Genomic DNA, 13,403 nt, shown 5'->3' on the forward strand with positions numbered 1-13,403 from the left:
GGTCGGCCAAACTGGTTTGAATCATAAACCTGATTGCGCCGCCAACACAACGTCCGGCCGCTCGGGGCCGGCTATCTCCGGGTGAGGACCTCGGACTCCCACAGGTCGCGGTAGTAGCCGGGGACGGCCACCAGCTCGTCGTGCCGGCCGCGCTGGGTGACCCGGCCCTCCTCCAGCACCACGACCTCGTCCACCGACTCCAGGCCCTTGAGGCGGTGGGTGACCAGCAACGTCGTACGGTCCCTGGTGACGTCGAGCAGGTCGGCCATCAGCCGGTCGGCGGTCTCCTCGTCCAGGGCCTCGGCGGGCTCGTCCAGCAGGAGCACCGGCGGGTCGTACAGCAGGGCCCGCGCCAGGGCCAGACGCTGGAGCTGGCCGCCCGAGACGGTCCTGCCGTCCTCGCCCAGCTCGGCGTCCCAGCCGGTGCGCTCCACCCAGTCGCCGAGCCGGGCGTCGTCCACGGCCCGGCGCAGCCGCTCGTCGCCGGCGTCGGGGCCGGCCAGGCGCAGGTTGTCGCGCAACGTCGTACGGAAGATGTACGGGTCCTGGGTGAGCCCGGTCATGAGCTCCCGCACGTCGTCGCCGGCCAGGTCGCGGACGTCCGCGCCGTTGACCGTGATGCGCCCGGACTCCGGCTCCACCAGCCGCATCAGCGCCGCCAGCAGGGTGCTCTTGCCCGCGCCGCTCGGCCCGACGATCGCGACCCGCCGGCCGGGCGTGAGCCGCAGCGACACGCCGTCCAGCGCGGGCCGGGTCTCCTCGGGGGCGGGGGAGTGGCGGACGACCAGGTCCTCGACCTCGACGGTCAGCGGGGACTCCGGCCGCGGCGCGGGGGCGGCCGGGTCGGCGACGGCCGGGGCCGCGGCGCGCACCTCGCGCAGCCGGCGCAGCGCCGCCGTGATGCCCGCCATCCGCTCGCCCGCCGCCGCGAGCGGCAGCACCGGCTCGAACGACACCAGCGCGGTCAGCGCGAGCACCGCCGTGCCGACCGAGCCCACCTGCGCGCCCTGGGCGAGCAGCACCACGGCGGCGACGGTCAGGCCCTGCAGCAGGGTGCCCCCGGCGAGCGCGGCGGCGTGCACGCGGGCCTGACGGCGTTCGAGCGCGGCCAGCGCCTCGTCGGCGGCCTCCGCCCGGCGCAGGGCCGCCTCGTCGGCCCCGTACGCGGCCAGGTCCGCCGAGCCGTGCACCAGGTCCGCCACCCGGCCCGCCAGCTCGGCGCGGGCCGGCGCGATCCTCGCCGCCCAGCGGCGGGCGGCCGCCGCCGTGCCCGCGGGCAGCGCGAGCCCGGCCAGCGCCAGCCCGGCCACCAGCACCAGCGCCGCGAGAGGCAGGATGGTCAGCCCGACGATCACGGCCGCCAGCCCGGCCACGGCCGCCGCGGCGGCCGGCAGCAGGCAGCGCACCAGCAGGTCCTGCACCGCCTCGGTGTCGTCCACCATGCGGCTCAGCAGGTCGGCGCCGCCGTGACGGGGCCGCTGCGGCGGGATCAGCGCGCCGTAGAGGTCCTCGCGGGTGCCGGCCTGGGCGCGCAGGGCCACGTCGTGGCCGGTGAGGCGCTCGACGTAGCGGAAGACGCCCTTGCTCGTCGCGAACGCCCTGGTCGCCACGATCGCCACGCTCAGCGCGGCCAGCGGCGGCTGCTGGGCGGCCCTGGTGATCAGCCAGGCGGCCGCCGCGATCAGGCCGAGCCCGGCCAGATCCGCCGCCGCCCCGGCCAGCACGGCCCACACCAGCCGCTTGCCCATGACCCGCCTCATGCCTCGACCCCGCTCTCGCCCTGTACGACCGCCACGCGCTCACCCTGCCGCCCGGTGCCCGACTCGGTGCCCGGCCCGGCGTCCGCGGTGTCGGCGACGACGCGGCCCGCGTGCAGGCGGATGATGCGGTCGGCCAAGTCGATCATCGCCGGCCGATGGGCGACGATGACGGCCGTACGGCCCCGTGCCAGCTCGGCCGTGCCCGCCACCACCGCCGCCTCGCTGCGCCCGTCCAGGCGGGCCGTGGGCTCGTCCAGGAGCAGCACGGACGCCTCGGGCCGGCAGAAGGCACGGGCCAGCGCCACCCGTTGACGCTGCCCGGCCGACAGGTTCGCGCCCCGCTCGCCGAGCACGGTCGCGAAGCCCTGGGGGAGCGCGGCCACGAAGTCGGCGTGGGCTGCCTCGGCGGCGCGGCGTACGTCCTCGTCGGAGGCCCCGGGCGCGCCGAGGCGGATGTTGTCCGCGACCGACGTCGCGAACAGGTGTGGCCGCTGCGCCACGAACGCCAGCCGCGCCCGCCACGCCGCCGGGTCCAGCTCCCGCAGGTCGGCGCCGTCCACGAGCACCCGGCCCGCGGCCGGCTCCACGAACCCGAGCAGCAGGTGCAGCAGCGTGCTCTTGCCGCCGCCGCTCTCGCCCACCAGCGCCACCCGCTCCCCGGGCGCGATGGTGAGCGTGACGTCCTCCAGCGCGGCGGCCTCGCGTCCCGGATAGCGTACGGTGACGTTCTCCAGCCGGATCTCCGGCGGGCCCGCCGAGCGCGGCGCGGCCCGGCCGGCGACCTCACGCCGTGCGTCGTCCCCGGTCGTGTCCAGCACGGCGAAGGCCGCGTCGGCCGCCGCCACGCCCTCCATGGAGGCGTGGAAGCGCGTCCCCATGGCCCGCAGCGGCAGGTACGCCTCCGGCGCCAGCAGCAGCACCAGCAGCGCCGTCGTGAGGTCCAGAGAGCCGCCGAGCAGCCGCAGCCCGATCGGCACCGCCACCAGCGCCAGCGACAGCGACGCGCACAGCTCCAGCACCAGCGACGACAGGAACGCCACCCGCAGCGTGCGCATGGTCGCGCTCCGGTGGGCCTCGGCCACCTGCCGGATGACGCCGGCCTGGTAGCGGGCCCGGCCGAAGGCGCGCAGGGTGGGCAGGCCGCGTACGACGTCGAGGAAGTGCCCGCCGAGCCGCGACAGCGCGAGGTACTGACGTTCGGTGACCGCCTTGGTCGTCATGCCGACCAGCGCGCCGAAGATCGGGATGAGCGGCAGCGTGACGAGCACGATGACGGCGCTGGCGAGGTCGGCGGCGAACAGCCGGACCAGCACGGCGATCGGCACCACCCCGGCCACGGCGATCGACGGCAGGTAGCCGGTGAGGTAGGCGTCCAGGCCGTCGAGGCCGCGCCCGGTCAGCGTGACCAGCTCGCCCGAGCGGTGCGCGGCCAGCCCTCCGGGACCCAGCTCGCGCAGCCGGGCCAGCAGCCGGCGGCGCAGCGCCGACTTCACGCCGGTCGCGGTGCGCCCGGCGAAGACCCCCTGCGTCCAGGCGAGCAGCGCCCGCACCCCGACGACGGCGGCCACCGCCGCCAGCGCGGCGGCGGTGAAGCGGCCGGACAGCACGCCGGCCAGCAGCTCGGCCTGGACCAGCACGAGCAGCCCGGCCAGTACGGCCGCCACCAGCGTGACGGCCAGGTGGAGGCGTACCGCCCGCTCGGCCCGCATGAGCCGCAGAAGATCCTTGTGCACGTGTCCTCAGAAGAACGACGGGAGCCGGAAGGCGTCCTTCCCTGGGCGGAAAGTGCGCCATACCCATAGTTGCGCGCCCAGCATGATGGGTGCGAACGGCAGGACCATGAGACTGAGCACATTCAACGTAGCGGCCGACGCACTGTGCTCGACCAGGTACGGCATCGCCCCGGCCAGCACCCCGGCCGCGGGCAACGCCGCCACGATCCCCGACACGACCAGCGCCCGCCCCGGCCGGGCCGCGCCGAACTCGCCCGGCGTCCGCCAGGCCAGGAACGTCCACCCGTGCCAGGCGAACAGCAGCGTCACCACCATGCCCAGCATCAGCCCCAGCGGATGCATCGGCCCGGCGGCGAACCCGGTGGCCGCGGCGTACAGCGCCATGCCCCATCCGAACGACAGCCCCAGCGACCCGAAGGCGATCATCGCGTCCCAGAAACCGCGCCACCCCCGCCCGTCCGCGCGGCGGCGGAACCACAGGCCGGCGTCGCGCAGCACCCAGCTCAGCAGCATCGCCACCACGACCGGGTAGAGCGCGAACAGCACCTCGCCCTCCAGCGCCGGATAGACCCCGAACAGCGTCCCGGCCACGGCCACCAGCCACACCTCGTTGGCCAGCACGTACGGCGCCATCGCCGCCACCATGCGGTCGCGCCCCTCGCGGGTGCGCCCGAGCAGCGGCAGCAGCAGCCCGACCCCGAGGTCGAAGCCCTCCAGCGCGAAGTAGCCGACCAGCAGCACCGCGAAGAAGGCGAACCAGATCACTTCCATGTCAGTCCTCCCTAGAGGCTCAGCGCGGGGGTGCGGGTCTCGCCGGGCACGCCGGCGCCGAGGTCGGGCTCACGTGGCCCGCGCCGGATCGTCCGCGCGATGAGCACGTAGTCGACGACCGCGAGCAGCCCCAGCACGCCCGCGAACCCGATCAGCGAGGCGGTGACCATGCCCGCCGTGAGCCCGGGCGTCATGGCGTCGGCGACGGTCAACTTGCCCCAGATCATCCACGGCTGCCGCCCGACCTCCCTGGCCACCCACCCGGCGATGGACAGCACGAACGGCAGCGGCGTCATCGCGACGAGCAGCGGATACGTCCACCGCCAGCGCGGCAGGAAGCGGATCAGCGGCAGCATGACGAGCAGCACGACCAGCCCGAGCAGCTGCCCGACCTCCATCATGAGGGCCAGCCCGATCGCCGCTCCGACGTTGTCCCACTTGCCGTCCTGCACCCCGGCGAACTGCGCGTAGCCGAAGCCCATCGTGAACGTGATGCCGATCGCGGCCGTCACCACGCCGAGCCGCATCGAGCGGGTGAAGAACTCGACCTGCTCGGTGCGCCGCCGCAGCATGTACGCGCTCGCCCCGACCAGCACCATGCCGCCGGTGAACAGCCCGGCCGCCACGACGTGCGGGAAGGAGAACACCAGCGCCTTGTTGGTCAGCAGCGCCCCGAAGTCGACCAGCTCCAGCCGGCCGTCGCGGGCGACGGACCCGGCCGGGTTCTGCAGGAACGAGTTGGCCAGCATGATGAAGAACGCGCTCGCGTACGCGGTGAGCGTCACGAGCCAGATGCACGCCAGGTGCAGCCACCGCGGCAGCCGGCCCCAGCCGAAGATCCACAGCCCGAGGAACGTGGACTCCAGGAAGAAGGCCAGCAGCGTCTCCATGGCGAGCGGCGCGCCGAAGACGTCCCCGGCGTAGTGGGACAGCCCGCTCCACGCCAGGCCGAACTGGAACTCCATCACCAGCCCGGTCACGATGCCGAGCGCGTAGTTGATGACGTAGATCTGCCCCCAGAAGCGGGTCATCGCCTCGTGGAGCGGCCGGCCCGTCATCGCCCAGCGGGTGTGCATGAGCGCGACCAGCGGCGCCATCCCCAGCGTGAGCACGACGAACAGGAAGTGCAGCCCGCCGGTCACGGCGAACTGGGTGCGTGCCAGGTCGAGTACGTCCATTCCGGCTCCGGTCCGATCCGTAGTTGTGTCTGCCTACATATAGACACTCTACATATAGACGGCCTACATGTAGGCTGTCTATATGACGATCGGTTGCCTAAGATCTGAGACATGAATCCGGACGCGCTGCGCGGGCACATGGACGCACTCCTGCTCGCGGTGCTGGAGCGCGAGCCGCTGCACGGCTACGCCATCATCGAGGCGCTGCAGGAGCGCAGCGGCGGCGCGCTGAGCGTGCCGACCGGCACGGTCTACCCGGCGCTGCGCCGGCTGGAGCGCATCGGCCACCTGTCCAGCGAATGGGCGACCGTGGGCGGGCGCAAGCGGCGCACCTACCGGCTCACGGACTCGGGCAGGAGGCAGCTCGAAGGGGAGCGCTCGGCCTGGCGCGAGTTCGCCAGCGTCATCGGCGGCGTGCTGCGTCCCGAGACCCCGGCCTCAGGCTGACGGGCTCAGACTGGCGCGCTCGGACTGGCGGGCTCAGGCTGCCGGGCAGGGCGTCACGACGGGGCGGGTGAGGCGCAGGCAGCGGGACGCCCCATAGATCTGCAGCCCCCACAGCGCGGCGGTCACCAGGTTGGCCAGCAGCGTCGGCAGAGGGGAGAGCGTGTTGGTCTGGTCCGCGCCGTACGTCAGCAGCAGGCCCAGCCCGCTCGTGACCGGCAGCGAGACCCACACCGTCACCGCCAGCGACCTGGTGAGCAGGCGCGGCCGGCGGATCCACCGCGCGCCCCGGCCCAGGGCGAGCAGCACCAGCCCGCCGTACAGGCCGACGGCGAGCTGCGCGGCGTCGAGCAGCCGTGAGACCGCTACGTACCAGCCGGGCTTGGCCAGCCAGGCGGTCTCGGTCGCCGGGTAGAGCCGCCACAGCATCGACCACATGAGCACGGTGATCGGCACGCCCACGAACAGCAGGGTGCCGAGCCGCCGCCCGGCGGCGCAGGTCAGCTCCGCCTGGTAGCCCGGGGCGATCTCCTCGACCGGCCCGAACCCGGCCACCGCCACCCGCTCCGCCTCCGCCCGGTCCAGGCCCTCGGCCTCCAGCGCGTCGGCGGCGTCGGTGAGGCTGTCGCGCGCCTCGACGATCAGGTCCCGCCGGGGACCGGGCGGGCCGGCGAGCGCGCGGTTCAGCTCGGCCACGTAGTCGTCGATGCGCATGATCCCGATTGTACGGAGGGCCCCTGCCGCCGGTCACTCCGGGAATTCCCTGATATGCGGCTCCGTCGGGGCTTGTCATGTAGGAAAAATCCTACATATAGTGGCGGACATGCTGATTTCCGCGATCCAGACCGTCACCGTGCCCGTCGCCGACCAGGAGCGGGCGCTGGAGTTCTACGCCGGCGTCCTCGGCTTCGACGTGCGCGCCGACAACCCGTTCCCGATGGGCCGCTGGCTCACCGTCGCCCCCAAGGGCGGCGAGACCGCGCTCCTGCTCGCCTCCTGGTTCCCCGGCATGGCCCCGATCGGCGGCCTCGTCGTGGCCGCGCCCGACCTCGACGAGCTGGCCGCGCGGCTGCGCGAGCACGGCGTCGAGGCCGAGGGCCCGAGCGAGCAGCCCTGGGGACGGCAACTGCTGTTCCACGACCCGTTCGGCAACGGCTTCGTCGTCACTCAGGCATGAGCGCCGACCACGTCTTCGCCGCCCTCGCCAGCCCCGCCCGGCGCGAGCTGCTGCGCCTGCTGCTGGAGGAGGACGGCCAGCCCGCCGGGCGGCTGGCCGAGCGGTTCGCCATGAGCCGGCCCAGCGTGTCGGAGCACCTGAAGGTGCTCAGGGACGCCGGGCTGGTCGCCGAGACGCGGAAGGGCAGGGAACGGCTCTACCGGCTGGAGCCCGCGCCGCTGATGGAGATCCGTGACTGGCTCTCGCCGTACGAACGCTTCTGGCGCGAGAGGCTCGCCGCGCTGACCACCCTGCTCGACGAGATGGAGGACGACGATGCCGGCTCCCGCTGAGGACCGCACCGCGATCAGGCTCGACCAGTTCATCGCGCACCCGCCCGCCAAGGTGTGGCGGGCGCTGACCGAGCCCGACCTGATCGCCAAATGGCTCATGCCCGGCGACTTCCGGCCGGAGGTCGGGCACCGCTTCACCTTCCGTACGACGCCGAAGAAGTCCGTCGGCTTCGACGGCGTGGTGCACTGCGAGGTGCTGGAGCTGGAGCCGGAGCGGCTGCTGAAGCTGAGCTGGCGCGACGGCGGGAGCGCCGACTGGACCGTCACCTGGCGGCTGGAGCCCGAGGGCCGCGGCACCCGGTTGTTCCTCGACCACGAGGGCTTCGACCCCGAAGACGAGCTGCAGCAGATGTCGCGCCGCATCATGGGCGGCGGCTGGCGCTCGGCGGCCTACCGGCGCATCGCCGAGATCGTCGACGCGCTCTGACGGGGGTGGTCGGTCAGGGATGGACGGCGGAGGCGTGGCCGGCCGACGCCCACACCACGGCGACCAGGGCGACCGTCGCCAGGGCGGTCAACCAGCCCGCCGTCCGGCCGAGCCGCGGGCCGTAGCCGAACAGCAGCCACGACACCGGCAGCCGCCAGTGGTGGCCGGCCCGGCGGCGCATCTCCATCGCGGCGAAGGCGAAGTCGGCGGCCGTGGCGCGGTCGCTGGGCCGCAGCCCGGCGTAGAGCGCGGCCAGGGCCTCGGGGGAGAGGCCCTGCTCGCCGGACGCCTGCTCGCCGCCCCCGGCGCCGCCCGCGCCGCGCTCGTCGGCGAGGACGCTGCGCCGGGCGAACCAGCGCAGCACCGGCCAGCGCAGGCTCACCTGCACCCCGCGCGGCGTGAGCGCGAACGCGCAGTCCTTGACCCGCACCCCCGCGGGATGGACGATCCCGGCGAACCGGCAGGCCGACAGGTCCAGCCCGTGCAGCGTCAGGTCGGCCGCCTGGACCTGGCGCAGCGAGCTCACCCCCGACCGGCCCCGGCCGCTCACCACGGCCGGGCCGCGCAGCACCGCGCCCTCCAGGTCGGCGGAGGAGTCGGTCAGCTTGACCGCGGTCGCGCCGGCCACCTCCACGCCGCGCAGGTCCACGCCGCAGCGCGTCACCGTGACGTCGAGGGTCGCGTCGGCGCGGGCGCGGGCCAGCGACAGCCGCCCGGTGGCCGACAGGTACGCGTCCGCCGCGAAGTGCGCCGCCTCGAACCCGGCGTTGCCGCTCACCTTGCGGAAGGACAGGGTGCGGCCGAAGCGCGCGCCGCGGAAGGCGCCCCCGTCGCCGAGGCGGGCGCCGTCGAAGGTGGCGTAGCCGTCGAACCTGGCCCGCTCGCACGACAGCCCGTGCCCGAAGTCGGCCTGGCTGAAGAGGGCGTCGCGCGACATGACGGCCCGGTCGAGCGAGACGTGCCCGCGTACCGCGACGCCGTGGAAGGACAGCTCCCGCGCGAAACGGGCGCCGGCCAGCGACACGTTGCCCTCGAAGCGGGCGCCGAAGAACGAGGCCAGCCGGTCGAAGCGGGCGTCGTCGAGCGAGACGTCGCCGCAGAAGGTGACGCCCGACAGGCGTACGTCGCCGGTGAACCTGACCCGCTCCATCCGCGCCCGCCCGAGCCGGCCGCCGGTCGCCTCCAGCACCCTGCTGAGCAGGTCGCCGGTGAGCGTCGTGCCGCGCAGGTCGAGCAGACGGCCGGGGGCCACGCGGGCGAGCGTCTCCGCGACCTCATCCGGCGACAGGTGGGCGAGGCAGAGGCCGGACGGCCTGGTGGCGACTCCGGTGCAGGCAGCCGAATACGCGCAGGTGACCCAGTCCATGCACTGCTCATACCCGCGTACGCCGACCGTCAAGGATCGGTGTTTAAATGTTCTATCCGCATTTATGCGGATATATGCAGTCGAAAACCCACTCCTGTACGCCCCCACGCCCGGCCGGCCCCTGGCCGGAGCTGGAATGCCGCGGACGGGGTATGGGTTCTACCTCACGACAATGACGACGATCAGCGAGGAGCCACTTGTGGCGACCATCGAAGTAACCGAGAAGAACTTCAACGACATCGCCGACAAGGGCATCGTGCTGCTGGACTTCTGGGCGACCTGGTGCCCGCCGTGCAGGCAGTTCGGGCCGATCTTCGAGAAGGCCTCGGAGCAGCACGCCGACATCACCTTCGGCAAGATCGACACCGACGCGGAGCAGGCGCTCGCGCAGGGCTTCGACATCACCTCGATCCCGACGCTCATGGCCATCCGCGACGGGATCGTGGTCTTCGCGCAGGCCGGCGCCATCCCGGCCCCCGCGCTGGAGGACCTCATCCGGCAGGTCAGGGCGCTCGACATGGACGCCATCAGGCAGGAGCTCAGCGAGGAGCTGAAGCAGGCCGAACAGAACTAGCAGCCGGCCCAAGAAAAAGCCCCGCCACAGGCGGGGCTTTTCTCGTACGGTGTCACGCCTTGCGGCCGACGCCCACGTAGCCGAAGTCGACGCCGTTGCCCGGCGCCAGCGGATCGTCGGGACGCCACCCCGCCGGGAACGTCAGCCCCGGCTCGGCCAGCTCGTAGCCGTCGAAGAAGCGCAGGACGCCCTCGCGGTCGCGCAGGTTGAGCGCGGCGGTGGCCCTACGGTAGATCTCCAGCGCCTGCTCGGTGGTGTCCGGCGTGGTGTCCACGGCGTGGCTGATCACGAGGTAGCTGCCGGGGGCGCTCACCTCGCGCAGCTTGGCCACCACGTCGTAGGCGATCTCGTCCGGGATGAAGTGCAGCAGCGCCAGCGCCAGGAACGCCACCGGCTGCTTGAAGTCGATCAGCCCGGCCAGCTTGTCCAGCAGCGCGTCGGCCTCGCGCACGTCGGCCTGGAGGAAGTCGACGTTCTCCTTCCTGGCCAGCAGCGCCCGCCCGTGCACGCACACCACGGAGTCGTAGTCGACGTAGACGACGCGGGCCTCCGGAGCGATCTCGTGGGTGTTGCCCTGGGTCGGCAGGCCGGCGCCCAGGTCCACGATCTGCCGCACACCGTTGTCCACGAGGTAGCGCACCGCGCGGCGCAGGAACTCGCGGTTGGCGCGGGCCCCCTCCTTGGTGTGGGGGAAGGTCTTCAGGATCTGCTCCGCCGCCGCCCGGTCGGCCGCGAAATTGTCCTTGCCGTCGAGGTAGTAGTCATACATCCGCGCGACGTTGGGGACGTTGGGGTCCACCCCTTCCGGGGCACCACTGTCCACGATTGGCTCCAAGTTTTCGCCCTCTTTCGTGGCGATCATAGCGGCGGAACCTCACGTATAACGTGAATTCCGTTCGGTATCAGGAGCCACTGAGACGCAGATCACCATGACGGAGCAGCCGCCGGGGCGAGTGAGCGTGCGTCAGCCGCGGTAGAGCTCGGCGACGCGGAAGGCCAGGTCAAGGGACTGGCTGCGGTTGAGACGGGGGTCGCAGGCCGTCTCGTAGCGGGTGGCGAGGTCGGTCTCGACGATGCCGTGGCCGCCGCCCACGCACTCGGTCACGTCGTCGCCGGTGAACTCGATGTGGATGCCGCCCGGGTGCGTGCCGAGCGAGCGGTGCACCTCGAAGAAGCCGGCCACCTCGTCGAGGACGTCGTCCAGGCGGCGCGTCTTGTGCCCGCTGGGCGCCTCGAAGGTGTTGCCGTGCATCGGGTCGCAGATCCACGCCACCTGCGCGCCGGCCGCCGTGACCTCCTTGACCAGCGCGGGCAGGTGCTCGCGGATCTTGGTGGCGCCCATGCGGGTGATGAACGTGAGCCGCCCCGCCTCGTTGGCCGGGTTGAGCCGCTCGACCAGGTCAAGAGCCTCCTGCGGCGCGGTGGTCGGGCCGAGCTTCACGCCGATGGGGTTGCGGATGCGGGCGAAGAAGTCGACGTGCGCCCCGTCGAGCTGGCGGGTGCGCTCGCCGATCCAGACCATGTGGGCCGACACGTCGTACGGCAGGCCGGTCCGCGAGTCGATGCGGGTGAGCGCCCGGTCGTAGTCGAGGATCAGCGCCTCGTGCGAGGAGTAGAACTCGACGGTGTGGAACTCCTCGGGATCGGCGCCGCAGGCCCGCATGAACGCGAGCGCCTGGTCGATCTCCCTGGCCAGCTGCTCGTAGCGGCGGCCGGCCGGCGAGCCGGACACGAAGTCCTGGTTCCAGGCGTGCACCTGCCGCAGGTCGGCGTAGCCGCCCTTGGTGAAGGCGCGCGCCAGGTTGAGCGTCACGGCCGAGGAGTGGTAGGCCTTGAGCAGCCGCCACGGATCCGGCGTGCGCGACTCGGCGGTGAACTCGAACCCGTTGACCATGTCGCCCCGGTAGGCGGGCAGCTCGACGCCGTCGCGCACCTCGGTGGGCTTGGAGCGCGGCTTGGCGAACTGACCGGCCACCCGGCCGATCTTGACGACCGGCACCTTTCCCGCGTAGGTCAGCACGATCGCCATCTGCAGCAACGTCTTGAGCTTGTTGCGGACGTTGTCGGCGGTCGCGCCGGAGAAGGTCTCGGCGCAGTCGCCGCCCTGCAGGACGAACGCCTCACCGCGGGCCACGGCGGCCAGCTGGTCCTTCAGCTGGTCGCACTCGCCGGCGAACACCAAGGGGGGCAGGCCGCCGAGCTCGGCGACGACCTTGTCGAGCTCGCTGCGATCGGGCCAGTCGGGCTGCTGGGCCGCGGGGAGGGCTCGCCAGGAATCGAGATCCAGTAGATTGCTGCTCACGAGATACGAGGGTATGCCAAGGAGCCCCTACCTACCGACCTCGTTGTCCACGTTTTGGCCATTACCGGTGCGTAGCCTCTCCACGGACCTCCTCCGTCTCCACGTGCTCGGGCCGGATCCCCACGCCGACCAGGCGCGGAAGCAGCCGGTTGAGCAGCGGCACCCGCGTCAGATCGCGCGGCAGCACGCCGGGGTCGAAGCTGCCGCGCAGGGCCCGGCGGACGAGCAGGTTCTGGGCCACGCGCTGGGCCGTCTGGGTGATCACGGTGGGCGGCGTGCGCCGCCGCTGGATCCGGTGCAGCAGCGACTCGGGGACCGGCGTGCCCGACCGCAGCGGGGCGGCGAGTGCGTTGGCGGCGGCCACCGCGTCCTGCACGGCCAGGTTGATGCCCACGCCGAACACCGGCGACATCGCGTGCGCGGCGTCGCCGATGCACAGGAAGCCGGGCCGGTGCCAGCGGCGCAGCCGGTTGATCGCCACGGTGAGCACGCTCACGTCGTCGTAGCTCCCGAGCTCCGCGACGCGGTCGGCGAGGAACGGCAGCAGCCGCGCGACGGGCCGGCGCAGCGCCTCGATGCCCTGGCCGACCAGCCGGTCGTGGCCGCCCTTCGGGATGAGGTAGGCGAGCTGCCAGTAGCTCACCCGGTTGATGCCCACCATCATGTGGCCGCGCGAGACGCGCAGGAACGTGTCCGCCGGGTCGCCCTCCCGCCAGGGCAGCCGGAACCACAGCACGTCCATCGGCGCGCCCAGCTCGCGCGGCACCAGGCCCGCCCGCTCGCGCAGCGCCGAGCGCCGGCCGTCGGCCGCGACGGTCAGGTCCGCCCGCAGCTCGTGCTCGCCGGACGCGTCGCGGTAGCGCACCCCGCGCACCGCGCCGCGCTCGCGGATCAGGTCGTACGCCTCCGCCCCCATCAGCAGCCGGAAGCCGGGGTAGCGGCGGGCGGCCGAGGTGAGGATCGTGAGGAAGTCCCATTGGGGGACGAACGCGATGTAGTCGTACGGGCGGGGCAGCCGGCGCAGCGACGCCATGCGGACCTCGCCGGCGTCGGTGACCAGGCCGACGTCGCGCACTTCCTGGTGGGGCAGTTTCAGCAGCTCGTCCACCAGGCCCAGCTCGTCGAGCACCTGAAGGGTCGAGGGGTGGATGGTGTCCCCGCGGAAGTCACGGAGGAAGTCGGCGTGCTTCTCCAGGAGCGTGACCTCCACGCCCGCTCTGGCCAGCAGCAGGGCGAGCATCGCGCCCGCCGGGCCGCCGCCCGCGATCACACAAGTCATAATTCATCACCTGATGAGATTGTCTCACGTCCACGGAAAGAAGCAAGGGCCTGAGCCATC

The 13,403-nt window shown here is 72.8% G+C and carries 14 protein-coding genes; 5 read left to right on the top strand and 9 right to left on the bottom strand.

What is annotated here, in order from left to right:
• Positions 1–71: 71 nt before the first annotated feature.
• Genes cydC through ACBR40_RS41880 form a run of 4 tightly spaced genes read right to left on the bottom strand, consistent with a single transcriptional unit; the run spans position 72 to position 5,442 of the window.
• Positions 72–1,760 carry a thiol reductant ABC exporter subunit CydC gene (cydC, locus tag ACBR40_RS41865; protein ID WP_371252328.1) on the bottom strand — a complete coding sequence of 563 codons (1,689 nt, stop codon included), beginning with the start codon at positions 1,758–1,760 and terminating at the stop codon, positions 72–74.
• Positions 1,757–3,493, bottom strand: coding sequence for a thiol reductant ABC exporter subunit CydD (cydD, locus tag ACBR40_RS41870; protein WP_371252329.1), 1,737 nt, complete (start codon positions 3,491–3,493; stop codon positions 1,757–1,759). Before cydD ends, cydC begins: the two co-directional genes overlap by 4 nt.
• A gap of 6 nt (positions 3,494–3,499) precedes the next feature.
• On the bottom strand, positions 3,500–4,264 hold the full coding sequence (locus tag ACBR40_RS41875) for a cytochrome d ubiquinol oxidase subunit II (RefSeq protein WP_371252330.1): 765 nt from the start codon (positions 4,262–4,264) through the stop codon (positions 3,500–3,502).
• Positions 4,265–4,275: 11 nt separating this feature from the next.
• On the bottom strand, positions 4,276–5,442 hold the full coding sequence (locus tag ACBR40_RS41880; RefSeq protein WP_371252331.1) for a cytochrome ubiquinol oxidase subunit I: 1,167 nt from the start codon (positions 5,440–5,442) through the stop codon (positions 4,276–4,278).
• A 111-nt stretch (positions 5,443–5,553) separates the two neighbouring features.
• Here ACBR40_RS41880 and ACBR40_RS41885 point away from each other — a divergent pair, with 111 nt between their 5' ends.
• Positions 5,554–5,889, top strand: a complete 336-nt coding sequence (locus ACBR40_RS41885) for a helix-turn-helix transcriptional regulator (protein ID WP_344205856.1) — start codon at positions 5,554–5,556, stop codon at positions 5,887–5,889.
• A 33-nt stretch (positions 5,890–5,922) separates the two neighbouring features.
• On the opposite strand, the gene ACBR40_RS41890 is transcribed toward ACBR40_RS41885, so the two are convergent.
• Positions 5,923–6,600: a permease prefix domain 1-containing protein gene (locus ACBR40_RS41890; protein WP_371252332.1), complete on the bottom strand. Its 678-nt coding sequence runs from the start codon at positions 6,598–6,600 to the stop codon at positions 5,923–5,925.
• Between the two features lie 109 nt (positions 6,601–6,709).
• Between ACBR40_RS41890 and ACBR40_RS41895 the strand changes: the two genes are divergently transcribed.
• Genes ACBR40_RS41895 through ACBR40_RS41905 form a run of 3 tightly spaced genes read left to right on the top strand, consistent with a single transcriptional unit; the run spans position 6,710 to position 7,822 of the window.
• Positions 6,710–7,063 (top strand): VOC family protein, encoded by a 354-nt coding sequence (locus ACBR40_RS41895; protein WP_371252333.1) that lies wholly within the window; start codon positions 6,710–6,712, stop codon positions 7,061–7,063.
• The gene (locus ACBR40_RS41900) at positions 7,060–7,395 is read left to right on the top strand and encodes a metalloregulator ArsR/SmtB family transcription factor (protein WP_344205860.1); all 336 of its coding nucleotides are present in this window, start codon (positions 7,060–7,062) and stop codon (positions 7,393–7,395) included. The genes ACBR40_RS41895 and ACBR40_RS41900 overlap by 4 nt, the downstream gene beginning before the upstream one ends.
• Entirely contained in the window at positions 7,379–7,822 is a 444-nt protein-coding gene (locus ACBR40_RS41905) for an SRPBCC domain-containing protein (protein ID WP_364456526.1), read from the top strand. Before ACBR40_RS41900 ends, ACBR40_RS41905 begins: the two co-directional genes overlap by 17 nt.
• Positions 7,823–7,835: 13 nt before the next feature.
• Here ACBR40_RS41905 and ACBR40_RS41910 read toward each other — a convergent pair whose 3' ends face one another.
• Positions 7,836–9,188 (bottom strand): pentapeptide repeat-containing protein, encoded by a 1,353-nt coding sequence (locus ACBR40_RS41910; protein WP_371252334.1) that lies wholly within the window; start codon positions 9,186–9,188, stop codon positions 7,836–7,838.
• 199 nt (positions 9,189–9,387) lie between these two features.
• Between ACBR40_RS41910 and trxA the strand changes: the two genes are divergently transcribed.
• Entirely contained in the window at positions 9,388–9,762 is a 375-nt protein-coding gene (trxA, locus tag ACBR40_RS41915; protein ID WP_020540078.1) for a thioredoxin, read from the top strand.
• 52 nt (positions 9,763–9,814) lie between these two features.
• On the opposite strand, the gene ACBR40_RS41920 is transcribed toward trxA, so the two are convergent.
• The 3 genes from ACBR40_RS41920 to ACBR40_RS41930 form a co-directional block, all read right to left on the bottom strand.
• Positions 9,815–10,585, bottom strand: coding sequence for an SAM-dependent methyltransferase (locus ACBR40_RS41920; RefSeq protein ID WP_344205866.1), 771 nt, complete (start codon positions 10,583–10,585; stop codon positions 9,815–9,817).
• A 141-nt stretch (positions 10,586–10,726) separates the two neighbouring features.
• A complete protein-coding gene (locus tag ACBR40_RS41925; protein ID WP_371252335.1) occupies positions 10,727–12,064 on the bottom strand; it encodes a class II 3-deoxy-7-phosphoheptulonate synthase in 1,338 nt (445 codons plus the stop codon).
• Between the two features lie 61 nt (positions 12,065–12,125).
• Positions 12,126–13,343 carry an FAD-dependent oxidoreductase gene (locus ACBR40_RS41930; protein WP_344205868.1) on the bottom strand — a complete coding sequence of 406 codons (1,218 nt, stop codon included), beginning with the start codon at positions 13,341–13,343 and terminating at the stop codon, positions 12,126–12,128.
• Positions 13,344–13,403 lie beyond the last annotated feature (60 nt).

Origin of the sequence: Nonomuraea sp. AD125B, assembly GCF_041402765.1 — a bacterium.
Taxonomy (GTDB): domain Bacteria; phylum Actinomycetota; class Actinomycetes; order Streptosporangiales; family Streptosporangiaceae; genus Nonomuraea; species Nonomuraea bangladeshensis.